The organism is Methylobacterium sp. ME121, from assembly GCF_000974725.1.
GTDB lineage: Bacteria > Pseudomonadota > Alphaproteobacteria > Rhizobiales > Beijerinckiaceae > Methylobacterium > Methylobacterium radiotolerans.
On the sequence record NZ_BBUX01000001.1, the window covers coordinates 434,164 to 461,027 of the forward strand.

Sequence of the window (26,864 nt, forward strand, 5' to 3'; positions counted from 1 at the left end):
AGAGGGATCATGCCCGAGACCGGCCGCGACCCGACCCGCCCCTCGCCCGACGCCCTGCTCGAAGCGGCGCGCCGGGAGGAGCGGACGCGCGGCCGGCTCAAGGTGTTCCTCGGGGCCGCCCCCGGCGTCGGCAAGACCTACGAGATGCTGACCATCGGCCGGGCGCGCCTCAAGGCGGGGATCGACGTCGTGGTCGGCGTCGTCGAGACGCACGGCCGGGCCGAGACGGAGGCCCTCCTCGACGGGTTCGAAACGATTCCCCGGCGGTCGGTGCCGTATCACGGCACCGTCCTCCAGGAGATGGACCTCGACGCCCTGCTGGCCCGCCGGCCGGCCCTCGCGCTGGTCGACGAGCTCGCGCACACCAACGCCCCGGGCTCGCGCCACCCGAAGCGCTACCAGGACGTCGAGGAGTTGCTCGACGCCGGCATCGACGTGCTCACGACGCTCAACATCCAGCACGTCGAGAGCCTCAACGACGTGGTCGCGTCGATCACCCGCATCCGGGTGCGCGAGACGGTCCCGGACGGCGTCCTCGACCGCGCCGATGACATCGAGGTGGTGGACCTCAATCCCGACGACCTGATCCAGCGCCTGAAGGACGGTAAGGTCTACGTCCCGACCCACGCCGAGCGCGCGCTCAAGCACTACTTCTCCCGCGGTAACCTGACGGCGCTCCGCGAGCTGGCGCTCCGGCGCACCGCCGACCGGGTCGACGACGAGTTGCTCGGCCACATGCGGGCCAACGCCATCGCCGGTCCCTGGGCGGCGGGCGAGCGCGTGCTGGTCTGCGTGAACGAGGATCCCCGCTCCTCCGGCCTGGTGCGCTACGCCAAGCGGCTGGCCGATCGCCTGCACGCCCCCTGGACGGCGCTCTCCATCGAGGGCGCGCGGGCGGCGGCCCTGAGCGAGGCGGAGCGCGACCGGATCGCCGAGGCCCTTCGGCTCGCCGACCGGCTCGGCGGCGACGCCGTCACCCTGCCCGGCGGGCGCCGGATCGCCGACGACGTGCTCGACTACGCGCGCTCGGCCAACGTCAACCACATCGTCGTGGGCAAGGCGCACCGGTCCTGGCTGTTCGAGCTGCTCAACGGCTCGGTGGTGCACGACCTCGTGCGGCGCAGCGGCGCCATCAGCGTGCACGTCGTCCCCGGCGAGGCCGTCCCCGACGAGACGCCGCCGCGCCGCGCCGTGGCGGTGACCGCGCCGCGGCCGGGATTCGACGCGCGGCCCTACGCGATCGCCCTGGCGGCGATCGCCGCGGGGCTCGGCGCGGCCATCGTCGCGGAGCCCTACGCGGGCGTCGAGAACGCCGACCTGTTCCTGCTGACCGCCGTCGTGGCGGTGGCGGTGCGCTGGGGTCTCGGGCCGGCGCTCGCCGCGGTCGTGGCGGCCTCGCTCGCCTACAACTTCTTCTTCCTGCCGCCGGTCTACACGCTCACCATCGCAGACCCGACCAACGTCGCGGCCTTCCTGCTCTTCACCCTGGTGGCCGTCCTGGTCTCGAACCTCGCCTCGCGCGCGCGCCGCGTGGCGGTGGTCAGCCAGGGCCGCGCGCGGGCGACCGAGCGGCTGTTCGGCTTCTCGCGGAAGCTCGCCGCCTGCGGCACCCTCGACGACGTGCTCTGGGCCACCTGCGCCCAGGTCGCCGCGATGCTGAAGGTGCGCGTCGTCCTGCTGCTGCCCGACGGCCAGGCCGTGACGGTCCGGGCCGGCTACCCGCCCGAGGACATGCTCGACGAGGCCGACCTCGCGGCCGCGCAGTGGGCCTTCGACAACGACCGGCCCGCGGGCCGGGGCGCCGACACGCTGCCCGGTGCCAAGCGCCTGTTCCTGCCGATGCGGACCGGGCGCGGCACGATCGGGGTGATCGGCCTCGATTCCGACGGCTCCGGGCCGATCCTGTCGCCGGAAGGCCGCCGCCTCCTCGACGCCCTGGCCGACATGGGCGCCCTCGCCATCGAGCGGGTCCGGCTCGTGGAGGATCTCGACCGGGCCGAGCGCGCCGCCGAGACCGACCGCCTGCGGCAGGCGCTGCTCACCTCGATCAGCCACGACCTGCGCACGCCGCTCGCCTCGGTGCTGGGCGCGGCCAGCACGCTGCGCGACCTCGACGCGGCGCTTCCCGCCGAAGCCAAGGCGGAGCTGCTGGCGACGATCATCGAGGAGTCGGAGCGGCTCAACCGCTTCATCGCCAACCTCCTCGACATGACCCGGCTGGAGGCCGGCGCGGTGGCGCCGAACCTCTCCGCCCAGGACGTGGCCGAGACGGTCGACACCGCTCTGCGCCGCACCCAGAAGATCCTGGCCGACCACCGCGTGGCCGTGGAGGTCGAGGCCGACCTGCCGGCCCTGGCGCTCGACCCGGTCCTGTTCGAGCAGGTCCTGGTCAACCTCCTCGACAACGCCGCCAAGTACGCGCCCGAGGGTTCGACCGTGACGGTCCGAGCGCGCCGCGCGGGCGACCGGGTCCGGATCGCCGTGCTGGACGAGGGCGACGGCCTGCCCGAGGCCGATGTCGAGCGGGTCTTCGACAAGTTCTACCGCGTCCGGAAGGGCGACCGGGTCCGGGCCGGCACCGGCCTGGGCCTCGCGATCTCCCGGGGCTTCGTCGAGGCGATGGGCGGCACCGTCACGGCCGAGAATCGCCGCGACCGCGGCGGGGCCTGCTTCACCGTGAGCCTGCCGGTTCCGGCCCGGAATGCGCCCAGGGACATCGCCGCATGAGCCCCGCCGTCCTGGTCGTCGACGACGAGCCGCCGATCCGCAAGCTCCTGCGCATGGGCCTGGCCACCCAGGGCTACGCCGTCCTGGAGGCGCCCGATGCGCGAACCGCCCTGGCGCTGCTCGGCCGCGAGGGGGTGGATCTCGTCATCCTCGACCTCGGACTGCCCGACATGCGCGGCCACGACCTGCTGCGGTCGGTGCGGACGAGCCATCCGGACCTCCCCGTGGTCGTCCTGTCGAGCCGCGACGACGAGGGCGGCAAGGTCGAGGCGCTCGATCTCGGCGCCAACGACTACGTGACCAAGCCGTTCGGCATGGCGGAGCTGCTGGCGCGCCTGCGGGCCGCCATGCGACACCAGCTCGCCGCGCGGGGCGAGCGGCCGATCTTCCGCGTCGACAACCTGTCGGTCGATCTGGTCCGCCGGATCGTGAAGGTCGACGAGGCCGAGGTGAAGCTCACGCCGCGCGAGTACGACTTCCTGCGCGTCCTGGTCCTGCACGCCGGCAAGGTGCTGACCCACGCGCAGCTGATGCGCTCCGTGCCGTCCTCGTCCGACCCGCAATACCTGCGCGTCTACGTGCGCCAGCTCCGCCAGAAGCTGGAGGCGGATCCCGAGCGGCCGCGGATCTTGCTGACCGAGACCGGCGTCGGCTACCGCCTGCGCGCGCCGGACGACGAGCCGGCCCCGCATTCCCGCGGCGCCGACGGCGCGACCGCCCACTGATTCCGAGGACGAGTTGATGCTTCGCAGCGCCCGCGATCCCGCGCGATGACGATGGATCGGATCCTCGCGCCCGCCGACGTACTCGTCGGCCTGCGCGCCGCCAGCAAGAAGGCGCTGCTCGAGGAGATGGCGTGCCGCGCGGCCAGCGCCCTCGGCCTCGCCGTGGAGACGGTCCTCTCGGCGCTGATCCGGCGCGAGACCCTGGGCTCGACCGGGATCGGCGACGGCATCGCCCTGCCGCATGCGCGGCTCGAGGCTGTCGCGCGCCCGTACGGGATCCTGGCCCGGCTCCGCGACCCGATCGAGTTCGATGCGGTCGACGACCGGCCGGTGGACCTCGTCGCTCTGCTCCTGCTCCCGACCGCCGCCGAGGGCGAGACGCTGAACGCGCTGGCCTGCGTGGCGCGGCGCCTGCGCGACCCGGGGGCCGCCGCGGCGATGCGCGGCGCGCGGGACGCGGCGGCGCTCCACGCGGCCGCGACGGGCCGTTAGGGGCGCCGCGCGGGCGTCAATGCGCGCCGCCGGTCTCCACGAACTTGAACAGGAAGACCGCGGCGATCACCCAGACGATCGGCTTCACCTCCCGGGCGCGGCCCGCGAACAGCTTGAGCGCGGCGTAGGTGATGAAGCCGCACGAGACGCCGGTGGCGATCGAGTAGGTGAAGGGCATCAGCAGGGCTGTGACGCAGGCCGGCACGACTTCGGTGAGGTCGTCCCAGTCGAGTTCCGTCAGCTCGCGCAGCATCAGGCAGGCGACGTAGAACAAGGCCGGCGCCGTGGCGTAGGCAGGCACCGCGCCCGCCAGGGGCGCGAAGAACAGACAGGCGAGGAACAGTACCGCCACGGTGGCGGCCGTGAGCCCGGTGCGGCCGCCCTCCTCGACGCCGGAGGCGCTCTCCAGATACGCCGTGGTGCTCGACGTGCCGAGGAGCGAGCCCGCGAAGACCGAGACGGAATCGGCCATCAGGGCCCGGTCGAGGCGGCGCATCCGCCCGTCGGTCAGGAGCCCGGCCCGGTTCGCCACGCCCATCAGCGTGCCGGTGGCGTCGAACAGCTCCACCAGGAACAGGACCAGGATCACGTTGAGCAGGCCCGCGGAGAGGGCGCCCGGAATGTCGAGGGCGAACAGCGTCGGGGCGATCGAGGGCGGAAGGGAGACGATGCCCTGAAAGGTGTTGCCGGCGAAGATGAAGCTCAATGCCGTGACGGTGAGGATGCTGGAGAGCAGCGCCGCCCGGACCTTCCGGGCGGAGAGGACCGCCACGATCAGGAAGCCGATCACCGCCAGGATCGCCTCGGGCTTGTGCAGGTCGCCGAGCGTGACGAAGGTCGCCGGGCTCGCCGCGACGAGGCCGGCGTTCTTGAGCGCGATGATCGCCAGGAACAAGCCGATCCCCACCGTGATGGCGATGCGCATGGATCGCGGGATCCCGTCGACGATGAGCGCGCGCAGGCCCGTCAGCGTCACGATCAGGAAGCACACGCCCGAGATGAACACAGCGCCGAGGGCCGCCTGCCAGCTGTAGCCGAGCTGCTGGACCACCACGTAGGTGAAGTACGCGTTGAGCCCCATCCCGGGCGCTAGGGCGATCGGGTAATTGGCGTAGAGCGCCATGATCAGCGAGCCGAGCGCCGCGACGAGGCAGGTCGCCACGAACACCGCGCCGCGCGGCATGCCGGCATCCCCCAGGATGCTCGGATTGATGAAGACGATGTAGGCCATCGTCAGGAAGGTGGTCAGCCCCGCCAGCAGCTCCGTGCGCACGCTGGTGCCGTGCTCGGCGAGGCGGAAGGTCCGCTCCAGGAAACCCGGCTTCGCCGTCGGCATCGTGTCCCGCGCGCGATCCATCACGGGAGCCCGGCCCGGCCGGCCGCCACGGCCCGGTAGATCCTGTCGGGCGTGAAGGGAGTCGCGGTCAGGCGAGCCCCGGTCGCGTCCCGGATGGCGTTGCCGAGCGCCGCCGCCACCGGGTTGAACGGCGACTCGCTCATGGACTTGGCCCCGAGGGGGCCGACGCTGTCGTGGGTGTCGGCGAACAGGACCTCGGTGTCGGGCACGTCGGCGCAGGCGGGGATGTGATAGTCGCGGAACGTCTGCGTGACGAGGCTCCCGTCCGCGGCGATGCGGACGTCCTCGTAGAGCGCTGCGCCGAGCGCCTGCGCGATGCCGCCCTCGACCTGACCGCGGCACTGCATCGGGTTGATCACCCGCCCGGCATCGGCGGCGTGGACGCTCCTGAGAATCCGCACCGCGCCGCTCACCGGGTCGACCGCCACACGGAAGGCGTGGACGTTGAACGCCACCGAGCGCGGGCTGCCGTCGGCCCGGCCGGTCGCGTCGAGGGGACCGACCGCCGCCAGCGTCACCGGCCCCGCCGGCGTCTCGACCTGCTCCCCGTTCAGGCGGCACGAAGCCGGGGGCGCGCCCGCGATCTCCGCCGCCCGCGCGCAAATTCGCACCGCGAGCGCCTCGGCCGCGCGCAGGGTCGCCAGACCCGCCACCACGGTGCCGGTGCTCCCGTAGGCGCCCGTGTCGTGTCCGACGATATCCGTATCCGCGCCCGCGATGCGGACACGCTCCGGCGCGGCACCGAGCGCCGATGCGGCGATCTGCCGATGCACCGTGCTGGTGCCGTTGCCGAACTCCGCCGTCCCCACGCGCACCGTGAAGTGCCCGTCGGCGTCCAGGCTGACCCGCGCGTCGGCGTGGTGGCCGCGCGGCGGGATCGTGTCGATCATCGCCATGGCCATGCCGGTCCCGGCGCGCCAGCCGGCCTCCGGATCGGGGCCCGGATCGGCCCGCAGCGCCTCCTCGACCAGGGTCAGGCACTGGTCGAGCCCGTAACTGCCGAAGATCACGTCGTGCGGTTCCAGGCTGTTAGACACCATGGCGTCGCCCGGCTTGACGGCGTTGCGCCGTCGCAGGGCGAAGGGGTCGAGGCCGACTCCGCGGGCGACCTCATCCAGGGCGGATTCGAGCGCGAAGATCGTCTGGCTCAGCCCGTAGCCCCGGAAGGCCCCCGCCGGCACCGTGTGGGTGTAGACGGCGCGGCCGCTCACCTGCTTGTTCGGGCAGACATAGGCGGCCAGCACCTCGTGGCAGGCGTGGTGGATCACGCCGCCCGCGTGATTCCCGTAGGCGCCGGTCTCGGACAGGACATCGAGGCTGAGCGCCGTGAGGGTGCCGTCCCGGCGGGCGCCGACTTTCACGTCCACCCGCATCGGGTGGCGCGTCGTCGTCCCGACGAACTGCTCCTCGCGGGTCAGCTCCCAGCGCACGGGCCGCCCGGTGTGCAGGACCGCCAGGGCGACGAGGTCCTCGGTCAGCATCTCCTGCTTGCCGCCGAAGCCGCCGCCGACCCGGGCGCAGACGACGCGCACCGCGTCCTTCTCCAAGCCGAACAGGTCCGCCAGCGCGTCCCGGGTCAGGAACGGCACCTGGGTGCTGGTGCGCAGCGTCAGGCGCCCGTCCTCGGCGCGCCAGCCGATGCAGCCGTGGGTCTCCATGGCAGCGTGCTGGACGCGCTGCGACCGGAACGTCCCCGCGTAGACGAAGTCCGCCTCGGCGAAGCCCCCGTCCACGTCGCCGACGGCGCCGTGCACCTCTCCGGCGAGGTTGGGATGGCGCCCGAGGGGCGGTGCGTCCTCGCCCGGGCAGTCGCGGGGGTCGTGAATCCGGGGCGCGTCGGCCTCGAGGGCGCGCTCCGGATCGAGGAGCGCCGGTCGGACCTCGTAGGTCACTCGCAGGGCGCGACATCCGGCCTCCGCGGCCGCCTCCGTCTCCGCCACAACGGCGGCGACGCGCTGGCCGACGAACCGCAGGATCGGGTCGAGCACCCGCGTGTCGGAGGCGTCGTCCCGCGGATCCTCGTGGCGGGCGGTCGAGAACCGGCGCGGCGGTGCGTCGGCGTGTGTCAGCACGGCGACCACGCCCGGCACGGCGCGGGCCGCCGACGCGTCGACCGCGACGATCCGGGCATGGGCGTGCGGCGAGCGCAGCACCTTGAGATGGAGCGTGTCGCCGAGCGGCAGGTCCATCGTGAATCGGGCGCGCCCGGACACCACCAGCGGCGCGGCCGGCGCCGCGAGGTTGCGGCCCACGGGATCGCCGCACGCCCCGCTCTCGACCGGATGCGTGCCGCCCACGATGGCCTCGCGCACGGCCCGGTAGCCGGTGCAGCGGCAGAGATTGCCCTTCAGGGCGGTGCCGAGATCCTGCTTCTGGCCCTGGTTGAGGCTCGCGGCCGTCATGATCATGCCGGGCGTGCAGAAGCCGCACTGGAAGCCCTGGGCCGCCAGGAACGCCTCCTGCATCGGGTGGAGCGCCGTCGGCTCGGCCGCGTCGGCACGGCAGGGACCGGCCAACCCCTCGATGGTGGTCACGCTCCGCCCCTCGGCGCGGAAGGCCGGCATCAGGCAGCTGTGCACGGGCTCGCCGTCCAGATGGATCGTGCAGGCGCCGCAATCGCCGGCGTCGCAGCCTTTCTTCACGCCGAACCATCCGGCCTCGCGCAGGTAGGTCCTGAGGCATTGCCCCGCCCGCGGCGCACCCTCGTGCGCGGCACCGTTGATCGTGAGCTTCATGACGCGGCTCCCGGCGACGGCGCCGCGTCGAGCGACCCGCGGATCTCCTCGGCGAAGTGACGGGTCATGTGGCGGCGCCAGTCGGGCCGCCCGTGAACATCGTCATGGTAGAGGGCCTCCGGGACCGCGTCGTCGAGCGCCCGCACCAGCTCGGCCCGACCCGGAAGCCCCTCGAAGGCGAGGCGGAGCGGCCGCTTGACCGAGGCCGTGACCGTGAGCGCGAACGCGCCGTCCGCGCCGCGCGTCCCGATCAGCAGCGCGCCGGAGCGGCCGTTCGGGCTGAGGCTGACGCGGCGGAAAGCCGTGCGCCGCGCGAGCGCGGCGGCCGGCATCGACAGGCTCCGCAGGATCTCCCCCGGCGCGAGCGCGTTCCGCTGCGGCGCGAGGACGAAGTCGAGGATGGAGACGGTGCGCTCAGCTCCGTCCCGGGACCAGATCGTGCAGGTGGCGTCCAGGGCCGTCGCGAGGGCGATCATCGGGCCGGCCGGGAGGGCGAGGCAGATATTCCCGCCAACCGTGGCCACGTTCCAGATTTTGAAGGAGCCGAGCAGGGCGCGGCAGCACTGGCCGACAAGCGGCGCCGCGTTCCATCCCGACGGCAGCTCGAGCCGGTCGAGTTGCGCGATGGTGCAGGTCGCCGCGAGGGTGAGGCCGTGCGCGTCGATCGCGTGCGGAGTCCATTCCAGGGCCGCGAGGTCGACGAGGCGCCGCGTCCCGACCTGCGGCTCGGAGAACAGCCACGTCCCGCCCCCCAAGCAGGCATCGCCGTCCGCCCAGGCGGGGAGCTCGGAACGATTCTTCGGCCGGACGACAGTCTCGATCGTGTGGAGGTCCATGCCCGCTCGCCGGTCCGAGGCCGGTTCGGCCCGGCCCTGCACTATGCCGGTTTCCATGAGGCCTCGGTCAAGCCGCACCGACACGTTCGAACCTTGGCGCCCCCACGCGCGTCGGCCTAGGATGAATAAGATTTGCGTGAGATGGCCGGCGACGGTCCGGTCGGAGATCCCCATGGCCCTGACGGCATCGCGGTACGGCAAGGAACGGGTCCGGGTGCTGCGCCTCGCCCGTGACGGCGACCACCACACGCCGCGCGAAGTGACCCTGTCGGTCATGCTGACCGGGCGCTTCGAGGCCGCCTGGACCGGGGGTGACAACCGCGCTTCCATCGCCACCGACAGCATCCGGAACATCGTCAACGTCACGGCAGCGCGGAACCTCGCGCTCGACGCCGAGGGATTCGTCGTCGCGGTCGCGCGGGTGCTGCTCGAGACCTATCCCCAGGTCGAGACGGTGGCGATCGAGGCGGAGGAGGTCCGCTGGCTGCGGCACGCGATCGCCGACGCGCCGCACGGCCATACCTTCACGCGAGACGGGAACGGCGCCGGCTTCGCGGGTCTCACCGCCGATCGGAGCGGCTCGACCCTGCGCTCCGGTCTGCGCGGGTACACCTTCATGAAGACCACGCAGTCGGGCTGGACGGGCTTCGTGGCGGACCAGTACCGGACCCTGCCAGATACGACCGACCGCATCGCCGCCACCAGCATGGACGCGACCTGGACCTGGGCCTCGGCCCCGCAGGATCACGGCGCGGCCAATGCCCGGATCCTCGCGACGCTGCTGACCGTGTTCGGCACCACCTACAGCCGCGGGATCCAGGACAGCATGTACCGGATGGGCGAGGCGGCCCTGGCCGCCGTCCCGGAACTGGCCGAGATCGGCTTCGTCATGCCCAACAAGCACTACCTGCCGATCGACCTCGCGCCGTTCGGCCTCGACAACCCGGGCACGGTCTTCCTGCCGACCGACGAGCCCTACGGCCGCATCGAGGCGACGATCGGCCGGACGGGCTGACGCGGGCACCGACGCCGGCCTCGTCCCGCGGCGGGCGTGTCGGACCGACCGGACTCCGCACGTCATCGTGCGGCGTCGTAGGGCGAGATGCGGCGCTTCGCGCAGATCCTACAAAGGCGGGCCGGGAGGCCTTCCGGGCGGCGTCGGCCACACACAACGTAAAATAGTGGCGCCCTTGATCGAGGCTGATCCGCTACGCCTTACAGCTGTGTTTGTAGACCTTATCAAACATCACTGCACGCATCGTCCCACTCCACGCTTTTTGGTCAGGAGGCGAACCATCTTAACGGCCGCGCAACGGTGTCGTCCTATGCCAGACATCGCTATAGCAGGGCCTCGACAGACATCTGACGTCGCCCAGCCCGATAGAAGGCGGACTCGGTCAAGAAGATCTTGATCTGACCGCCCAGGTGCGCGTTTCGGCCGCACCCTCATCACGGGATGCGGAGGAATCGATGTTCGAGGGCGCGAAGGTTCGGAAAGATCAGGCTGCCAAGCTCGCGGCCCTCAGCCGGTCCCTGGCCACGATCGAATTCGCGTTGGACGGCACGATCCTCGACGCGAACCCGAATTTCCTGGCGACGGTGGGCTACACGCTCGAGGAGATCCGTGGCCGGCATCACAGCCTCTTCGTTCCGCCGTCCGAGCTGGGGAGCGACGCCTATCGGGAGTTCTGGGACAGCCTGCGACGCGGCACCTTCGCCAGTGCCGAGTACAAGCGGCTCGCCAAGGGTGGACGGGAGGTCTGGATCCAGGCCTCCTACAACCCGGTGCTCGACGCCAGCGGCAAGCCAGTGAAGATCGTCAAGTTCGCCACGGACATCACTGACCAGAAGCTCCGCGCCCTCGATCTCGAAGGGCAGATCAGCGCGCTGCACCGCTCGCAAGCGGTGATCGCCTTCTCGCTCGACGGCACGATCCTGACCGCCAACGCCAATTTCCTCGACGCCGTGGGCTATCGGCTCGACGAGATCGTCGGTCGGCATCACAGCCTGTTCGTCGGCGAGGCGGAGCGCGTCGGCGAGGAGTACCGGATGTTCTGGGCCGCACTCGCGCGAGGGGAATTCCAGTCCGGCGCGTTCAGGCGCACCGGCAAAGGCGGTCGCGAGATCTGGATCCAGGCGACCTACAACCCGATCACGGACGCGGATGGACGGCCCGTCCGGGTCGTCAAGTTCGCCACAGACATCACCGCCCAGGTCCACGAACGGCAGCAGCGCGCCGCCGCGCAGCGCGCCATCGGCGCGGAGCTGGACGCCATCGGCGACGCCGTGGCGGACGTGACCCGGCAAGCCGACGCGGCGGTCGCGCGCGTGGGCCGCGTGTCCGGCGACATCCGGTCGGTGGCCACCGGCGCTGAGCAACTGTCGGCCTCGGTGGACGAGATCAGCCAGCAAGTGAGCCACGCCGCCGAGACGGCCGGGCAAGCCGTGGAGCAGGCGCAGCGCACCGGCCGGATCGTGACGGGCCTCAGCGACCAGGCCGCGCAGATCGGCGAGGTTCTGGGCCTCATCTCCGGCATCGCCGCGCAGACGAACCTGCTCGCGCTCAACGCCACCATCGAGGCGGCCCGCGCCGGCGAGGCCGGTCGCGGCTTCGCGGTGGTGGCGTCGGAGGTGAAGATTCTGGCGGCGCAGACCGGCCGCGCGACGGATCAGATCCGCCACCAGATCGCCTCGACGCAGGCGGCGACCCGCGAAGCCGTCGACGCCATCGACGCGATCCAGGGCACGATCCGGACATTGAACGCGGTCTCGTCGACCATCGCGGCGGCGGTAGAGGAGCAATCCGCGGTGATGCGCGAGATGTCGGGCAGCATGCAGACCGCTGCGGAGGACGTCTCGGCGATTTCCGGCGGGATGACCACGATCGCGCAGGCGAGCGGCCGGGCGGACCGAGCGGCGCGGCAGGTCCGGGAGACCGCCCGGGCCTTCGGGTGAGGCGATCCGCGCGTTCGACGCCGGCTCAGGGCGGTTCGGCGCCTTCGTCCGCGCGCTCGTCCTCGACCAAGCGCCCGATCCGCGGGATCAGCGGGCAGTCGACCGTGCAGCGCAACCCGTCGGGCTCGAAAGCGAGCGCGACGGTCGCGCGCAGCTCGTAGCTCAACATCTCGGTGAGCACCTGCATGCCGAAGCCGCGCCGGCTCGGCGGCGTGACGCCCGTGCCGCCCGTTTCCTTCCAGACGAGCGTCAAGTCACCGGGCGCGCTCGTCCCGTCCCCCGCGACCGCCCAGGTAACGTCGACACCGCCCTTCGAGAGACCGAAGGCGCCGTGCTCGACCGCGTTGCTGCAGAGTTCGTGGACCGCCAGGGCCATCAGCTGCGCGGCCTTGGGCCTGAGGCGCACGGACGGTCCTTCCAGCGTCGCCTGCTCGCCTTCGCGGATCAGGTGGACCATCAACTCGTCGGAGATCAGCGTGTGCAGGCTGACCTCGCCGAAGGTGTCGGCCGCGACCCGCACGCGCGCGATAGCATCGAGCCGACCTTCGAGGTGCGTCGCGTAGCCGTCGACGGTCTCCGCGGTCTCGGCGGAGAGCCGCAGGACGGCCCGCAGCATCGCCAACGTGTCGCGCAGGCCGTGACGCAGACCGTCCGGTGTCCCGGTCTCGTCCAGGAGGCGGCGCAGACGGGCGTTGTCCGCTTCGAGCTGTGCGAGGCGCGCGTCCGTTGCTTCAGGCTCTGCCATATTCGCTCTCTCAGCGTCGAAAGCCGGGAGGATTCGTGTATCTCAGATAACGTGTGACGGTCCTACGCCAGCATCACAGGCCGGAGATTTTTGCTCAACCGGGCCGGCGAGGCCGGCACCAGACCAGCCGATCTGAACACGGGCCGACGCGTCAGAGTCATGCGGGACCGGCAGCCGGCTAGGCCGCGAGCCCGGACGATCGGCGCAGCTATTCACCGCGTTGCCGGAGCCTGATCCGATCAGGGCACGCGGACCGGCGATGGTTCTTCCAGCTGGTCCAGAATTCTCAGACCTCCGATCAACGTGGCAAGCATCGCGCCAACATGACGCACCGGAATGCTCGCGGTAACATCGGGTATGCCCGGCGACGACGTGACCTTCGCTGAAGAAGCACTGGCGACGCCCTTTGGGCCCGACGCGCCGGCTTCTCGATACTCCTGGTCCTGCGAATCCGCCGACGAGCGAGCGCCGGTTGCGTGAGAATCCAGGGCTACGGCCGCACCCTGCGCGATCCGGCCGATCCGCCGACAGACGCGAAATCGTGAGCGGTAGGGCGACGGGTGCGCCTGCCCAGGGGGGCTCGCATACGCCCGACGCCGGGCCGGCGTCCGACCCTTGTTTCGGCCCCGCTAACCATCTCCGAAGCCCTCGCCTACCCGTGACCGCCTTTGATGCGCGGGAGACAGATGCGTGGCGGAACGTAGCTTGCGGAAGGCGGGACGGCTGAAGCGGCTCTGGCCCGGGCGCTCGGCCGCCCTTCCGCCTGCACCGCGCCCGCCGGGACCCGCCCTCCTTCCCGAGCCGCCACCGCTCCGAAGCCTCACGGCCTCGGAGTTGATCGCTATGGCGCGGCAAGCCCGCGCCGCGTCCGCTGAGCGGGATCCGGCAAAATTCCCGAGCGTTTCCTGACGTTCACTGCGCCCTGCCGGGAGGTCCCATGGGACTGGTCGCTTTCATCGTCTTCGTCTGTCCCTGGATGGGCGTCGCCGGTCTGCTGTGGCTGCGCGCCCAGCAGGCCAAGCCGCTCTGATCGGGCCCTCATCGCGGCGGCGCTCCGCGATGATCGCTGGCAAGATTCTTCCGTCGACGCGTCCGCTCGGGGGCGCGCCACAGGGTGCGTCCACACCGCCCGCGGACCGGGGAGCGGATGCCCCGTGCTCCCGACCTGGGCTCAGGCCTTCCGCGAGGGGACAGAGAGGGGTCCGGCCTGCACTTCCGCGCGTACCGCGCGCTGACGAGCGAGGCCGGTGACCGGTTCCGTTCCAGTCACGGTCTCCGCGAGGCGCACCAGTACCGCCGAGTCGTTCTCGTTCGGTACGGTGAAGCGGGACAGCACATCCAGCTCGACCGCCGCCCAGTTGCCCGGCTCCCGACATCGCGCGTCTCCACACTGCTGCCCATCGATATTGATCTCTGATGGTCAAGCGGGCGGTCGAGATGCATTAGATGCGGCCTGCTCGAGGTGAAAACATGATAACTTTCGATCAATAATCTCGATTTTCGTGAATTCGATCTATCGCGCTGGCGCGTGTAATTGTCGTGAGCGATTGATTTTCTGCGGCTCGTAAAATAGACGCGGTCTCGAGGTCATGCCTCGGACCGCATCTATGGTGTCTTTCCCTATTCTGCGCGATGATCATTATGATTTGGGTCTCAGGACCTTCGTGATCGGCTTCACGGCCTCGTTGTTGTGTATTCCCCTCGCTTTCGGTTGCGTTTCGGCATTTCAATTCGGCACCATCGACTCCTCCAGTCGGTCTCTGGTCAGAGAGATCGAAGCTGTCAGGCTTCTCGGCACCATGAAGCAGCTGACTCAGGAACTTCGCGCGCTCGACCATCTGGCGCACGCCGCATCGACCGATCGGGCGCGCCGCGACAAGGCCGCCCGAACTGCGCAGGCGCACGACGCATTCACACGGGCCTGGAGCGCCTATGCGCCGACCGTCCGGACGGCGGATGAGCGGAAGCGGGCGCAAGGTCTGTGGGAAGCCTGGCAGCACTTCCTGACCGCGGAGGCCGAAGCAGCCGCTTTCGACCGAGCCGGGGAGCGCGATCTCGCCGAGACGGTCCTGATGACAGTGTCGCAGGCCGACGCGGCGGCCTTCACGCAGGCGGCCGACGCGGTGCTGAGCGACCACGAGGCAGGGATCACGGCGCTGATCGATGCTGTCGACGCCGCCGGCACGACCTATCGTCTGGCGCTCGCGATCGGCTCGTGGGGCGCCGCCCTCGCTGCCCTGGGGCTGATGCGTCTCGCCCTGCGCCGCGTCGCGCACCCGATGACCGCGCTGGCCTCCGCCCTGCAGCGACTGGCCGACAACGACCTCACGGTTGCGATCCCTTCGACGTCGCGTCCCGCCGAACTCGGCGTCATGGCGGCCGCGACGAGAGCCGTTCAGGAGACCCTGCGGCACGCGGCGCGGCGCGACGCGGAGGCTGCTCGGTTGCAAAGTCAGGGCGAGCAGCGCCGCATCGTGGTCGAAGAAGCGACCGTGCGGGTCGAGAGCGCGATCGCCGGCATCGTCGAGACCGTGAGTTCCAGCGCCGCGGCGCTGCGCGGCACCGCCGACGGCGTCGGCCGTTCGATCTGCGAGACGGCACGTCGATCGACGATGATGAACGCCCTGCTCGCGCAGACGCGATCCAGCGTCCGGCGGGTCGCCGACTCCGCCGGTGCGCTCGGCGCGGCGGTCGGCGAGGTCGGCGCGCAGGCGGAGGCCGCCGCAACCCTGGCCGAGACAGCCGCGGCGGAGGCGGAGCAGTCGACCGCCCGTGTGCGGGCGCTCAGCGGCGTCGCGGACCGGATCGGCGACGGAGTCCGCCTCCTCGCGAAGGTCACCGCTCAGACGGATCTTCTGGCGCTCAATGCCACGATCGAGGCCGCGCGGGCCGGCGACGCGGGCCGCGGCTTCGCCGTGGTCGCTTCCGAAGTGAAGGCCCTGGCCGCGCAGACCAAGGACGCCACCGACACCATCGGCCAGCACGTGGCCGAGATCCGCGGCTCCACCGCGGAGGCGGTATCGGCGATCGCGGGCGTCGCGGCGCGGATCGAGGGCATGAGCCGCGCGGCGCGTGCCATCGTGGATGCCGTGGCGCGGCAGGGCGCGGCCGCGCGGGAGATCGCGCAGAGCATCGCGGCGGCGGCCGACGGCACCGACCAGTTGGACACCGACAGCGCGGGCGTCGCCGACACGCCGGAGACGGTCGATCCGGCCGCGACCGCCGTGCTCACCGCGGCGGAGAGCCTGACGCAGGACGCCGCGCGTCTCGGCGACGAGATCGCCGGCATCTTGGAGAGCCTTCGTGCGGCCTGAATTGTGTAGCGCGGCGAGCGGGACGGAACAGGCCTGATGACCTGGACTGTGTGGGTGCGCGGCCGCTTCGCCGGCCGGTCGCTCCGAAAAGCAGCCCTCGTCCTCGTCCTCGTGGCTTGGACGCTGCCGGCCTCGGCTACCACCATCGCGATCCTGATGCCGCCGCCTGCCCTCGCCCGGCGCCTGCACGACGGCCTCGGCGAGCAGGCGCAGGCGCGCGGGGTGGCCGCCCGCTTCGCCTACGCGCCCGAAGGTGCGGGCGAGGTGCAGATCGCGCAGGTGCGGCGGTTCATCGCCGAGAAGGTCGACGCCCTCGTGGTGATGCCGGTCGACCCGACGGCCCGCGAGGAGATCAACCGGCTGGCCCTGGAGGCGGATGTCCCGCTGGTCCTCATCGGCCGGGGCCCGCGCACGGACTGGTTTGCCGGACGCGTCACGCATGTCGTTCCGAACGACCTCGTTGCCGGGCGCCTGCAGATGCGCAAGCTCGCTCAGATGCTGGGCGGGGTCGGGCGCGTCGCGATCATCGCGGGCAGCCCCTCCGACCCCGGCTCAGTGCTCCGCCAGAGGGGCGCCGGGGAGGTGCTCTCGGTGAGCCCGGGCCTCCGTCTCGTCGCGGAGACGACCGCGGATGGAAGCCGCGCGTCGGCGCGGGCCGCCGTCGGCGCGTGGATCGCCCGCGGCATCGGCATCGATGCGATCGCCGCCGGCAGTGACGAGATGGCGCTCGGCGCCTCCGATGCGATCGAGGCGGCCGGGATCCCGGTAGGCCAAATCCTCATCGGCGGCGCGGATGCCACTGCGGACGGCATGCAGGCGATGCAGGACAAGCGCCTCGCCGTGACGATCTACCAGGACGCCGGCACCCAGAGCCGTCGCGCGATCGACGACGCCCTGGGACTGATCCGGCGCGAGCCGGTTCCGCAATACGACTGGGTGCCGTCCGAACTCGTCACGGACCGCATGTCGACCACCCATTTCTCGCGCTAGGACCGCTTCGCCCGGGCAAGCCTCGGTCGGCCCGTCGACGATTCGGTCGGCCGCCGTGCCGGTTCAGCCCATCAATGCGCCATCAGGCAGCAGAGACTGCTCGCCTGCAGGATGTCGCGGGTAGCGCCACCGAAAGCCCATTCCCGAAGGCGCGAGTGGCCGTAGGCACCCATGACGATCAGGTCGGCCTGCTGCTCGCGGGCGAAGCGCAGGATCTCCTCCCCGTCGCTCACCGCCGTGGTCAGCAGGTGGGTCGTGATCGCCGCGCCGTGGAGCTTGAGATGGGCGGCGACCTCCTCGGCCCCTTCGAGGCGGGCGCCCTGACCGGTCGTAACGACGAAGACCTGGCCGGCGGAGCGCAGGAACGGCAGGGCGCCCGACACCGCCCGCCGGGCCTCCGGCGTATCCTTCCAGGCCACGACGATCCGGCGGCCCGGCTCCCCGGCATGGTGCTGCGGGACGACCAGGACGGGGCGCCCCGCCTCCATCAGGACGGGTGCGACCGCCACGCCGAACGGGCTCGGATCGATCTCGGTCTCGCCGGCCCCGCCCACGACGATCAGGTCGGCGGCGCGGCCCCGCTCAACGAGATGGGCGAACGACCGCTCCGTGCCGCCCCGCCAGGCGGTGCGGGGCGCCGCGCCGGCGCAGCGGGCGAAGACGGCCTCCGCGCGCTCCACCTCCTGCAGGATCTTCGCTTTCGAGCGCTCGTACTGGGCCTGCGCATCCCGGATGTCGTGGGCGAAGAGCGGCGCCGGCACCTCGGCGGCGGCGGCGCCGGTCAGCGTCGCGTCGAAGCGGCGCGCCAGCGCGGCCGCGAGCCGGACGCGGTCGGCCGTCGCCTCGGCGAAATCCACGGATACCAAGATGTTGGCGTAGGACATGGCGGTCTCCTCGCGGGCCGTGACCGAACCCCCGCGCCACTGTCGGCGGACGCGCGAGCGGCGGCCTTGATCCAGCGCAATCGCCTCGCCGCGCTCAGAATCGCGGCCCCGGCCTTGAGCTGAATCAACGCGTCCGCGTCCGGGCCGCGGCAGAGCTGCCGCGTTTGTCCTCCCCTGGAGACCGCGATGTCCGCCCTCGAACTGCCGAGTGCAGTCAATCTCGCGCGAGCCCAATTCGCGCTCACCGTCGTCTGGCACTTCCTGTTCCCGGCCTTCACCATCGGGCTCGCGAGCTATCTCGCCGTGCTCGAAGGCTTCTGGCTGCGGACGGGCAAGGCCGTCTATCTCGACACCTACCGCTACTGGCTCCGCATCTTCGCCGTCGCCTTCGCGATGGGCGTCGTGTCGGGCCTGGTCATGAGCTACCAGTTCGGCACGAACTGGTCGGTCTTCGCCGACCGGACGGCGCCGGTGCTCGGGCCGCTCCTCGGCTACGAGGTGCTCACGGCCTTCTTCCTGGAAGCCGGCTTCCTCGGCGTCATGCTGTTCGGCTTGGAACGGGTCGGCAAGGGACTGCACTTCCTGGCGACCTGCCTCGTCGCCGTCGGCACCCTGACCTCGGCGTTCTGGATCCTCTCGGCCAATTCCTGGATGCAGACGCCCACCGGCCACGTCGTCGGGCCGGACGGCCGCTTCAACCCGGCCGACTGGTGGGCGATCGTCTTCAACCCGTCCTTCCCCTACCGCTTCGCCCACACGGTCACGGGCGCCTACCTCACCACCGCGATGATCGTCGGCGCCGTGGGCGCGTGGCACCTGCTGCGGGACCGGGCCAATCCCCGGGCCCGGCTGATGTTCTCGATGGCCATGTGGATGGCCGCCGCGGTGGCGCCGGCCCAGCTTGTGATCGGCGACCTGCACGGTGGCAATTCCTACGCGCACCAGCCCGCCAAGGTCGCGGCCATGGAGGGGCACTTCCGGACGGAGCGCCGGGCCCCCGCGATCCTGTTCGGCTGGCCGGACGCGGAGGCGGGTGAGGTGCGCGACCGGATCGGGATTCCCGGCCTCGCCAGCCTTTACCTGACCCACGAGCTCGACGGTGAGGTCCGCGGGCTCAACGACATGCCGCGCGACCTCTGGCCGACCAACCTCCCCCTGGTCTTCTGGTCGTTCCGGATCATGGTCGGCCTCGGCCTGCTGATGATCGCCCTCGGCCTCGCCGCGCTGTGGTTGCGCCATCGGGGGCGGCTCTATGACACCCCCTGGCTGCACCGCTTCGCCGTCGGCATGGGACCGTCCGGCCTGATCGCCGTCACGGCCGGCTGGACGGTGACGGAGGCCGGCCGTCAGCCCTTCACGGTCTACGGCGCGCTGCGCACGATCGACAGCGTGTCCCCGGTGGCGGCCCCGGCCGTCGCGGCGTCGCTGGCGGCCTTCGCGGCGGTGTACCTCGCGGTGTTCGGCGCGGGCATCTGGTACCTCCTGCACCTGTTCAACCAGGCGCCGCATGCCCACGAGCCCGGGCCGCCGCCCGGACAGCCGATCCGCACCGCCGGCATCACGCCCGCCCCCGCCCTCGTCGCCGGCGCACAGGATGCCGGCCGCCCCCTCGCGCAGCCCGCGGAGTAGTCCCGATGTCCCTCGATCTCACGCTCATCTGGGCGCTCCTCATCGCCACCGCGGTCTTCCTCTACGTGGTGATGGATGGCTTCGACCTCGGGGTCGGCATCCTGTTCCCGGCGGTCCGCGGCAAGGCGGACCGGGACGTCATGGTCAACACCGTTGCGCCGGTCTGGGACGGCAACGAGACCTGGCTGATCCTCGGCGGCGGCGGGCTCTTCGCGGTGTTTCCGCTCGCCTACGCCACGATCCTGCCGGCGCTCTACATGCCGCTGATTCTGATGCTCCTGGCGCTGGTGTTCCGCGGCGTCGCCTTCGAGATGCGGTTCCGCGCGGCCTCGCCCGGGAGCCAGCGGACCTGGGACCGGTCCTTCTCGTGGGGCAGCTACGTGGCGACCTTCTGCCAGGGCATCTGCCTCGGCGCCCTGGTCCAGGGCATCCGGGTCGAGGGCCGCGCCTACGCAGGCGGCTGGTGGGACTGGCTGACGCCGTTCTCGGTGCTGACCGGCGCCGCCCTCGTGGCCGGCTACGGCCTGCTCGGCGCCTGCTGGCTGATCTGGAAGACGCAGGGCGACCTCCAGCTCCGGGCCTACCGGCTCGCGCGCCGGCTCGGCCTCGTCACCCTGGCGGCCATCGTGGTCGTCTCGGCCGCGATGCCGATCCTGAGCGAGGCGTTCCGGGCGCGCTGGCTGTCCTGGCCGAACCTCGCCCTGGCCGCGCCGGTGCCGGCTCTGGTCGCGCTGCTGGCGTGGCGCTTCTTCGTCGCGCTCGATCGACGGGCCGAGGTGACGCCGTTCCTCTGCGCCCTGGGGCTGTTCCTGATGTCGTATGTCGGGCTCGGGATCAGCCTGTGGCCGATGATCGTCCCGCCCGCGATCTCGATCTGGGACGCGGCGACCCACCCGAGCAGCCAAGCCTTCCTGCTGGCCGGCGCGGTGGTCCTGGTGCCGATGGTCCTGGCCTACACGGGCTACGTCTACTGGCTGTTCCGCGGCAAGGTCGCGGCGGGCGCGCCGGGCTATCACTGAGGCCGCGGCCCGTCGCGGGCGTGGGCGGCGGGGATCGGCGCGGGCCGCGCCGATCCCCGCCCACTCGCGCTCCGGGTCACGGGCCGGCGTGGGCGCCCTTGACGAAGCGCGCGACGTCGTCCGCGACCGAGAACCGGAGATTGAACGGGAAGCTCATCGCGTGAACGATCTGCCCGTGGCCGAGATCGGGGTAGATCTTCACGGTCTCCTTGCCGTCGAAGCCCCGCAGCGCGCGGTCGAGCGCGAGGGTTCCGGCAGGGTTGACGTCGAGATCCGCCGCCCCGGTGGCCAGCAGCATCGCGGGATGGGAACCCGCGGCGTGGTTGATCGGCTGCAGAGCCGGGTCGCTGCCCACGAACACCTGGCGATCCAGCGGATCGGTCAGAGCCGACGTCGCGTAGGGCCCGGCCAGACCGACGATGCCGGCGAGCTTCGCGGGACTGGAGCCGGCCCTGTCGAGCCAGGTCCGGTCGAGACCCAGCATCGCGGCGGCCCAGGCCCCCGAGGAATGCCCCACGACGGTGACGCGGGCGGGATCGCCGCCGTACGCGGCCGCGTGCGCGATGGTCCAGGCGACCGCGGCGGCGTTGTCCGCGAGGATGTCGGGGAGGGTCGCCGCCGGGACGTGGCGGTACTCGGGGATGACCGCGACGACACCCCTGCGCGCGAAGGCCGCGCCGACATAGGCGACCTCGTCCTTGGATCCGGTCCGCCACCCGCCGCCGTACAGGAACACGGCGACCGGCCGCGGCTTCCCCGCGGGTGGCCGGTAGATGTCGGCCCGGTGCTCGCTCCCGGCAGCGTAGGGGACGCCCTTGTCGACGTGCACGTCCAGCGGCGCGAGCGCGTTCAGGACCGCGAGGGTCAGGCCGACAATCGTGTCACCCAGGTAGCTCAGCATGGACTCGGCCTCCGTCGGGTCGGAGTTCAGGCGCGTCTCTGAACGGGCCGCGTGGGCGGTCGCTCTACGTCAGCTCGACGACGCCGAGGCGGTCCGTGACCGGGATCGGCACCCGCCTGCCCGCGGGAAGATCCACCACGCTCACGGCGCCGTCGTCGTCGAAGCGATGGAGGCGCGCCCGCCGGGGCTGCCGTGACAGGCAGAGCTCTGCGGTGCGCGCCGGCATGTCCGGCCGCGCTGCCCGGCCGCGCCGGTCCCAGCCGTCGAGGCCGAGCCAGATCGGGACGAGCGTCGCCCCGTCCCGCCGCGCGAAGCGCGCGGTGACGAGATCGGGAACGGGGGCGGCGAGCGTGACGTCGCGGTCGGCCGGAACCGCGGCGATCTCCGCGGCGGGGGCGCCGAACAGCCGGACGAGGTTGCGCACCGCCGCGAAGGCGGGCGTCGGCCGGCCATCGTGGGCGAGGAGGCCGAAACGGCTCTCGGGATCCGCGTCGCCGCGGTCGAAACTGGAGATCAGCTCGTACAGGTAAGTCCGCCGCACACCTTGAAGGTAGCTCCAGAGCAGCATCCGCGGGAGGTATCGGGCGCGCAGGCCCGGCGAGATCGGCAGGTGGGCGCTGCCGGTGGCGAGCGCCGTGTGATAGCCGTTCTCGGTCGCGATCACCGGCGCGTCACCGAAGACCGGGCGCGCGGCCGCGACGAAGCGCGCGAGGCTGCCCCCACCGTCGGTTTCCGGGTGCTCGGCCCCCGGATAGGCGTGGATGTTCGCGAGGTCGACCACCGCGGCGAGGTTCTGCGCCGCCGCGACGTTGCCCTGGATGTAGCTCGGTCCGGCAACGCGGACGGCCCGGGCCCGGTCATCCGCCCGCACCGCGCGGAACAGGGCCGCCTGGTGATCGGCCGACAGCCGTGCGAGGCCCGGCCGCGCCGCCACCGGCGGCTCGTTGCCGCCCTCCGCCACGAGGAGCCCGTCGCCGGCCCAGCCGGCGATCTCGGCGAAGCGCTCGGGTGGCACCCGCGGCCCGGGCGTGAGCCCGTCGTAGAAGATCAGGCTGAAGCGGTAGCCCCGGTCGGCAAGATCGGCGATCCGCTCGAACTGCCCGGCCGGCTCGTCACCGATCAGCACGATGTCGTCGCGCAGGTGCCGGATCCCGAGTTCGTCGAGGGCCTGGGCGCAGGCGGCGAAGCGGTCGACGTAGGGGCTGCCGCGATGGCCGAGATGCACGTTGACGCCGATCGAGTCGATCAGCGCCTCGCAGCGGTGCAGCGGCTCGGCCGCGGCGGCGCGACCGGACGCGAGGGCGCCCGCCGCCAGGGCGAGGGCCGACCGGCGCGTGAGCCGGGTCACGTCCGGCCCGCCAGGGTCAGCTCGCCTCGCGGCGCGGCGGCGGCCGCGGTGACGCGCGTCGCGTGGGCGCGCCGGACAGCCCGCAGGAGATCCTGCAGCGCCTCGGTGACGCGGGCCTGAGCCTCTTGGGAGCCGAAATTGTGGTCGACGCCAGTTACCACCGTCACGGGTGCGCCGACGCGGCGGTCCGCTGGGCCGGGCGAGCGTCCGAGATGGCGGCGGACGGCCGCGAGCCCGGGGTCGCCCGCGCTGTAGAGCAGGCGGATCTCGGCCCCCCTGCGACGCAGGGCGGCGATCCGCCGGGCGGGCGAGCCCCCGGGCGGTCCGGGGCGGAGAGCCCGGCGGATCCTGCGAAACGCGGCCACGATTCCGCGCCGGGCCAGGGCGGCCGCGATCGCGAGGATCCGGATCTCGCCGCGGATCAGCCGGCGCCACGTCGCACCACGCTTGAGCAGAGCCGCGTAGGTGGACGCGCTGCCGAAGGTCTGCCGGATGACCTGGTCGAGGTCCTGATCCGGATCCCAGTCGAAGCAGTAGAGGTTGAGCAGCAGCGCCCCGTCGACTCGGCGGTCCCGACAGAGCGCGTGGAAGGCCGCGTAGGCGCCGCTGCACCCGCCCACGAGCAGGATCGGGCCGCCCGTTCCGGCGATCGCGTCGATCGCCGCCGCGACGTCGGAGAAGCCGTCCGCGGCGAAGAGGGGCTTGCGGCCGTCCGGCCGGTCGTCGCTGTCGCCGATGCCGCGCAGGTCGAACCGGAACGACGCGACCCCCTCAGCGGCGAGGCGCCGGGCCAGATCCGTGGTCTGGCGCCCCCAGCCGGAATGCACGCTCATGCCGGTCGAGACGAACAGGATCGTCGGCGCCGCTCCCTCCCCTCGGTCCGGCCGGCACCGGATGCCGAGCAGGCCGTGGCCGAAGCGGACCGGCACCTCCGCCCAGCCCGGCCCGGTCAGACCGTTCGCGAGCCGGCCGTCGGCGGCGGTGCCGCCGGATCGCGGCCCGGCGACCGGCATGCCCTCTGTCGCGAAGCCGATCACGCGGGCGAAGTCCGCGTCCGGGACATCGGAGAAGATCGGGTCGGCGACGAGCGCCGCGAGACCTGGGAACGCGCCCGTCGCCACGTCGCAACCGAGGGCGCCGAGGCGGGCGGCCAGCGCCTTGGTCTCGGCCGCGAGGAGCAGCGCGTGTCCGGCCGGCGCCCGCCGGAGCCGCGCGAGATTCAAGTCGGCGAGATCGGCCAGGAACGCGGCTTCCATCCGGAAGCCGCCGACGGTGAGGCAATCCGGGTCCTGCGCCGGGGCGGACCCGTCCGGCAGGCGGCCGATCGTCTGCGCCCGCAGCCGCATCTCGCGGAGATAGGCGCGTCCGGTGGTGACCGGCGCCAGCAGGACGAGGCGGTCCACGGCCTCGCCCTCTGCGGCCAGCGCCGCGAAGGTCGCGCCGAGACGCAGGCCGACGACGACGATCTCGGTGACGCCGGTTGTCGCGCGCAGGAAGCGGACCGCCCGCCAGACCGCCGCGACGCAGGCATCGACCCGGGCCTCCCCGGGATCGGCCGAGTCGCCCTCGCCCGGATAGTCGAAGCGCAGCGTCGGGCAACCTGCCGCGGCGAGGCCTTCGGCCAGCGAGCGCCAGGGCCGATGCGCGGCCATCTGCTCGAATCCGTAGGCCCCGCAGAGGACCACGCCGCGCATCCCGGCCGCCGGATGAAGCCACCCGAACAGCCCCTCGAACGTCACCGGCACCGCGGCCTCGGACCGGACCTCACCTGTCATGACCGAAGTCCACGATCTCGCCGCTGTTGATCGCCCGCACGCACCCGCGCGGAAGCCGGGCGGCTTCCGCGAACCTGATGATCCGGCTCGACCCGGGCGCGAGATGGAAGCCGCTGTCATCCGGCCGCGCTCCGGGGGCCAGAACCTGAACGCCGAGGGCGAAGCGCTCGGTGCTGATCCGCAGACCCGGTCCTGCCCCGGTCGCCACCGGCTCGGCCCGGAGCCCGACGGCCGACCGGTCGACCGGCCGCGCGCCGGGGAAGTAGAAGCTCTCGGCGATCACGCGCCCGTCGGCGTCGCTCAGCCGCGCGTGCGCGAGATCTTGGATGCGCGGTCCGAAACGGTAGCTGTCGGTGGCGTCGAAGAAGCGGCCGAGCAGGGCGGCAGAGGTGAGCGTGAGCGCCGCCCGCGAGCCGACCAGAAGGTCGCGCTCGGCGCGCGCCGCGACGCGGCCCGCGACATCGCAGAAGGTCAGCGTCAGGGTCAGCGCCCGCGCCGCGGCCGTCTCGTTGAGGACATGGACGTGCAGGCCGTCGAGGCCCTCGTCGGCGAGGAGGACCTGGACCGGGCGGAAGGCGCGCTTCAGCGCGTACCAGGCGGATTTCGGCCGCTGCGTCCAGTCGATCACGCCCCAGCCGGCGCCCGGCGCGAGGTCGCGCAGCATCAGGACAAGGCCGCCGGCCGTCAGCGAGCGCGGGCGGCGCCACTCCGCGAAGGTCGCCTCCATGACCTCGGCCACCGCGGCGCGGCCGAGGTCGAGGTAGCGGTCCGGGTCGTCGGCGCGCAGCGCGGCCGGATCGACGCCGTAGAGCGCGGCGACGTAATGGTCGCGCACCCCCTCGAAGTCCCAGTCGGCACCCCGATCCCGGGGGATGCCGGCCTGCCAGAGCGGATCGGCCGGCCCGCTCGGGCCCGGCGTGCCGGGATCCGGCGGGTTGGCGAAGGCGAGGCACTCGCTGGCGAACCCGACCTCGGCCCGGCGGGCATCCCCGAGCGGCCGACGATAGGCGCCGACGCCGAAATAGTGGGTGCAGCCCGCGCGCGGCGAGAAGGGCAGGTCGCCACCCGAGGGGGAGTTCGGCGCCACGACGAGATCGGGGCGCCGCTCCGCGACGCGTTGCGGAAGCGTCTCCGCGCAGAAGGTGTCGGCCCAGACGGCGCGCGGAGCACCGAGCATCGCCGCCTGCTGCCAGACCTCGCTGCCGCCGCAGACCACGCAGAGCGACGGTGCGGTCTGCGTCCGGTCGAGGAATGCCGACAGCTCGCGGTCGAGCGCGGCCGCGAAGGCCGGATCGTCGTGCGGGTAGTCGAAGTTGGCGAGCATCAGATCCTGCCAGACCAGGATGCCGAGCTCGTCGCAGAGGTCGTAGAAGTCCGGGGCCGGATAGAGCGTCGACCCCGGGACGCGCAGCATGTTCATGCCGGCCTCGCGCGCCAGCCGGAGCAGCGTCTCAGTGCCGTTCGAGCCCAGCCCGACGAGGTCCGGCGGCGTCCAGACGGCACCCCGGCAGAAGACCGTCACGCCGTTCACGGCCAGCGCGAGGCCCTCCTCGAAGGGCCGCGCGAGCGACAGGGTCCGGAAGCCGACGCGGCCCAGGTCGATCCGCGCACCGTCGACGCGGATCTCCACCGGGTGGAGGTTCGGCGCGCCGTGAGTATGCGGCCACCAGGGCGCGATGCCCGGCAGCGCCAGCTCGCCCGCGAACAGCCCCGGCTCGACCGCGGCGAGCGGGATTTCCTCGCCGCCGCACCTGAGGATCACGGGGCCGACCGGCCCGTCGACCCGCAGGCGCACGGCGAGGCGCCCGACGTCGCCGTCGAGCGTGGAACGCACATCCGCGGCGCTCGCGCGGGGGCGGACAGGCTCGACTGTCAGCGGGCGGTAGGGACCGACGAGGTCGATCCCGGGGCACCAGCCCGGCATGAAGCCGAGGACGCTCGTGCGCACATGGCGCAGCGACCCGGGCGTGATCATCCGCGGCCGCCAGCGCCCGCGCTTGGCCGGACGGTCGAGCTCCGACCCGAGCGCGCGGAAGCAGAGGACGAGATCGGAGACATCGCCGAGGACCGCGTCGACGGCGTGTTCCTCGAACATCGAGCGCACGCACAGGAGCGGGACGCCGTCGAGCCAGACCTCGGCGATCGTGGCGAGACCCGCGAAGCGCAGCCGGGCCGGGCCGGAACCGGTGATGCGTGTCCGATACCAGACGTCGCGATCGTGGATCGGCTCCGGCGTCGCCTCGCTCCAGCGTCCGGCCGCCCGCAGGGCGGACGCGGCGGTGCCGGGAACCTCGGCCGCGATCCAGTCGGTGACCCCGTCGAGGTCGCCGGGGCCCGCGCAGGCGCCCGGCGGCGTCACGGCGAGCCGCCACGGCCCCAGCTGGACCTCCGGCGCCCGGTCGTCGAGGCTGCGGATGCGGGCCATCGCGGCG

General features: G+C 72.3%; 18 protein-coding genes. 9 read left to right on the forward strand and 9 right to left on the reverse strand.

Going from position 1 to position 26,864, the window contains the following annotated elements:
• Positions 1-9 precede the first annotated feature (9 nt).
• The 3 genes from ME121_RS01905 to ME121_RS01915 are packed head-to-tail and all read left to right on the forward strand — an operon-like array spanning position 10 to position 3,944.
• The gene (locus ME121_RS01905) at positions 10-2,727 is read left to right on the forward strand and encodes an ATP-binding protein (RefSeq protein WP_059408239.1); all 2,718 of its coding nucleotides are present in this window, start codon (positions 10-12) and stop codon (positions 2,725-2,727) included.
• Positions 2,724-3,452: a response regulator gene (locus tag ME121_RS01910; protein WP_059408240.1), complete on the forward strand. Its 729-nt coding sequence runs from the start codon at positions 2,724-2,726 to the stop codon at positions 3,450-3,452. The genes ME121_RS01905 and ME121_RS01910 overlap by 4 nt, the downstream gene beginning before the upstream one ends.
• Positions 3,453-3,497: 45 nt before the next feature.
• On the forward strand, positions 3,498-3,944 hold the full coding sequence (locus tag ME121_RS01915) for a PTS sugar transporter subunit IIA (protein WP_024827811.1): 447 nt from the start codon (positions 3,498-3,500) through the stop codon (positions 3,942-3,944).
• 16 nt (positions 3,945-3,960) lie between these two features.
• Here ME121_RS01915 and ME121_RS01920 read toward each other — a convergent pair whose 3' ends face one another.
• The 3 genes from ME121_RS01920 to ME121_RS01930 are packed head-to-tail and all read right to left on the reverse strand — an operon-like array spanning position 3,961 to position 8,872.
• Positions 3,961-5,301, reverse strand: a complete 1,341-nt coding sequence (locus ME121_RS01920; protein WP_024827812.1) for an NCS2 family permease — start codon at positions 5,299-5,301, stop codon at positions 3,961-3,963.
• The gene (locus tag ME121_RS01925) at positions 5,301-8,036 is read right to left on the reverse strand and encodes a molybdopterin-dependent oxidoreductase (protein ID WP_059408241.1); all 2,736 of its coding nucleotides are present in this window, start codon (positions 8,034-8,036) and stop codon (positions 5,301-5,303) included. Before ME121_RS01925 ends, ME121_RS01920 begins: the two co-directional genes overlap by 1 nt.
• On the reverse strand, positions 8,033-8,872 hold the full coding sequence (locus ME121_RS01930) for an FAD binding domain-containing protein (protein WP_053620682.1): 840 nt from the start codon (positions 8,870-8,872) through the stop codon (positions 8,033-8,035). Before ME121_RS01930 ends, ME121_RS01925 begins: the two co-directional genes overlap by 4 nt.
• Before the next feature lie 172 nt (positions 8,873-9,044).
• On the opposite strand from ME121_RS01930, the gene pucL reads away from it, so the two are divergent.
• Positions 9,045-9,887: a factor-independent urate hydroxylase gene (gene pucL / locus ME121_RS01935; RefSeq protein WP_012317223.1), complete on the forward strand. Its 843-nt coding sequence runs from the start codon at positions 9,045-9,047 to the stop codon at positions 9,885-9,887.
• Positions 9,888-10,342: 455 nt separating this feature from the next.
• Positions 10,343-11,827: a methyl-accepting chemotaxis protein gene (locus ME121_RS01940; protein WP_059408242.1), complete on the forward strand. Its 1,485-nt coding sequence runs from the start codon at positions 10,343-10,345 to the stop codon at positions 11,825-11,827.
• A gap of 25 nt (positions 11,828-11,852) precedes the next feature.
• Here ME121_RS01940 and ME121_RS01945 read toward each other — a convergent pair whose 3' ends face one another.
• On the reverse strand, positions 11,853-12,572 hold the full coding sequence (locus ME121_RS01945) for a sensor histidine kinase (protein ID WP_024827816.1): 720 nt from the start codon (positions 12,570-12,572) through the stop codon (positions 11,853-11,855).
• A gap of 1,607 nt (positions 12,573-14,179) precedes the next feature.
• Between ME121_RS01945 and ME121_RS01950 the strand changes: the two genes are divergently transcribed.
• Together ME121_RS01950 and ME121_RS01955 are read left to right on the forward strand one after the other, a co-directional pair.
• Positions 14,180-15,886 carry a methyl-accepting chemotaxis protein gene (locus ME121_RS01950; RefSeq protein ID WP_059408243.1) on the forward strand — a complete coding sequence of 569 codons (1,707 nt, stop codon included), beginning with the start codon at positions 14,180-14,182 and terminating at the stop codon, positions 15,884-15,886.
• A gap of 36 nt (positions 15,887-15,922) precedes the next feature.
• Positions 15,923-16,876, forward strand: a complete 954-nt coding sequence (locus tag ME121_RS01955; protein ID WP_245337750.1) for a substrate-binding domain-containing protein — start codon at positions 15,923-15,925, stop codon at positions 16,874-16,876.
• A gap of 71 nt (positions 16,877-16,947) precedes the next feature.
• Here the strand turns inward: ME121_RS01955 and ME121_RS01960 are convergent, their stop codons facing one another.
• Positions 16,948-17,760, reverse strand: coding sequence for a universal stress protein (locus ME121_RS01960; RefSeq protein ID WP_024827819.1), 813 nt, complete (start codon positions 17,758-17,760; stop codon positions 16,948-16,950).
• A 186-nt stretch (positions 17,761-17,946) separates the two neighbouring features.
• On the opposite strand from ME121_RS01960, the gene ME121_RS01965 reads away from it, so the two are divergent.
• Positions 17,947-19,389, forward strand: coding sequence for a cytochrome ubiquinol oxidase subunit I (locus ME121_RS01965; RefSeq protein WP_012317217.1), 1,443 nt, complete (start codon positions 17,947-17,949; stop codon positions 19,387-19,389).
• Between the two features lie 5 nt (positions 19,390-19,394).
• Positions 19,395-20,408, forward strand: a complete 1,014-nt coding sequence (cydB, locus tag ME121_RS01970) for a cytochrome d ubiquinol oxidase subunit II (RefSeq protein WP_012317216.1) — start codon at positions 19,395-19,397, stop codon at positions 20,406-20,408.
• A gap of 76 nt (positions 20,409-20,484) precedes the next feature.
• Here cydB and ME121_RS01975 read toward each other — a convergent pair whose 3' ends face one another.
• From ME121_RS01975 to ME121_RS01990, 4 genes are all read right to left on the reverse strand, one after another.
• Positions 20,485-21,309 carry an alpha/beta hydrolase gene (locus ME121_RS01975; protein ID WP_059408244.1) on the reverse strand — a complete coding sequence of 275 codons (825 nt, stop codon included), beginning with the start codon at positions 21,307-21,309 and terminating at the stop codon, positions 20,485-20,487.
• Between the two features lie 64 nt (positions 21,310-21,373).
• Positions 21,374-22,657 (reverse strand): hypothetical protein, encoded by a 1,284-nt coding sequence (locus ME121_RS01980; RefSeq protein ID WP_012317214.1) that lies wholly within the window; start codon positions 22,655-22,657, stop codon positions 21,374-21,376.
• Complete coding sequence (locus ME121_RS01985; RefSeq protein ID WP_059408245.1) at positions 22,654-24,432, reverse strand: alpha/beta fold hydrolase; 1,779 nt, start codon at positions 24,430-24,432, stop codon at positions 22,654-22,656. The genes ME121_RS01980 and ME121_RS01985 overlap by 4 nt, the downstream gene beginning before the upstream one ends.
• On the reverse strand, positions 24,422-26,857 hold the full coding sequence (locus tag ME121_RS01990) for a glycosyl hydrolase 2 galactose-binding domain-containing protein (RefSeq protein ID WP_059408246.1): 2,436 nt from the start codon (positions 26,855-26,857) through the stop codon (positions 24,422-24,424). The genes ME121_RS01985 and ME121_RS01990 overlap by 11 nt, the downstream gene beginning before the upstream one ends.
• Positions 26,858-26,864: the final 7 nt, after the last annotated feature.

Excerpts from the sequence above, each read along its gene's own strand:
- ME121_RS01905 (WP_059408239.1), top strand. The coding sequence starts at position 10 with ATGCCCGAGACCGGCCGCGACCCGACCCGCCCCTCGCCCGACGCCCTG.
- ME121_RS01910 (WP_059408240.1), top strand. The coding sequence starts at position 2,724 with ATGAGCCCCGCCGTCCTGGTCGTCGACGACGAGCCGCCGATCCGCAAG.
- ME121_RS01915 (WP_024827811.1), top strand. The coding sequence starts at position 3,498 with ATGACGATGGATCGGATCCTCGCGCCCGCCGACGTACTCGTCGGCCTG.
- ME121_RS01920 (WP_024827812.1), bottom strand. The coding sequence starts at position 5,301 with ATGGATCGCGCGCGGGACACGATGCCGACGGCGAAGCCGGGTTTCCTG.
- ME121_RS01925 (WP_059408241.1), bottom strand. The coding sequence starts at position 8,036 with ATGAAGCTCACGATCAACGGTGCCGCGCACGAGGGTGCGCCGCGGGCG.
- ME121_RS01930 (WP_053620682.1), bottom strand. The coding sequence starts at position 8,872 with ATGGACCTCCACACGATCGAGACTGTCGTCCGGCCGAAGAATCGTTCC.
- pucL (WP_012317223.1), top strand. The coding sequence starts at position 9,045 with ATGGCCCTGACGGCATCGCGGTACGGCAAGGAACGGGTCCGGGTGCTG.
- ME121_RS01940 (WP_059408242.1), top strand. The coding sequence starts at position 10,343 with ATGTTCGAGGGCGCGAAGGTTCGGAAAGATCAGGCTGCCAAGCTCGCG.
- ME121_RS01945 (WP_024827816.1), bottom strand. The coding sequence starts at position 12,572 with ATGGCAGAGCCTGAAGCAACGGACGCGCGCCTCGCACAGCTCGAAGCG.
- ME121_RS01950 (WP_059408243.1), top strand. The coding sequence starts at position 14,180 with ATGGTGTCTTTCCCTATTCTGCGCGATGATCATTATGATTTGGGTCTC.
- ME121_RS01955 (WP_245337750.1), top strand. The coding sequence starts at position 15,923 with ATGACCTGGACTGTGTGGGTGCGCGGCCGCTTCGCCGGCCGGTCGCTC.
- ME121_RS01960 (WP_024827819.1), bottom strand. The coding sequence starts at position 17,760 with ATGTCCTACGCCAACATCTTGGTATCCGTGGATTTCGCCGAGGCGACG.
- ME121_RS01965 (WP_012317217.1), top strand. The coding sequence starts at position 17,947 with ATGTCCGCCCTCGAACTGCCGAGTGCAGTCAATCTCGCGCGAGCCCAA.
- cydB (WP_012317216.1), top strand. The coding sequence starts at position 19,395 with ATGTCCCTCGATCTCACGCTCATCTGGGCGCTCCTCATCGCCACCGCG.
- ME121_RS01975 (WP_059408244.1), bottom strand. The coding sequence starts at position 21,309 with ATGCTGAGCTACCTGGGTGACACGATTGTCGGCCTGACCCTCGCGGTC.
- ME121_RS01985 (WP_059408245.1), bottom strand. The coding sequence starts at position 24,432 with ATGACAGGTGAGGTCCGGTCCGAGGCCGCGGTGCCGGTGACGTTCGAG.
- ME121_RS01990 (WP_059408246.1), bottom strand. The coding sequence starts at position 26,857 with ATGGCCCGCATCCGCAGCCTCGACGACCGGGCGCCGGAGGTCCAGCTG.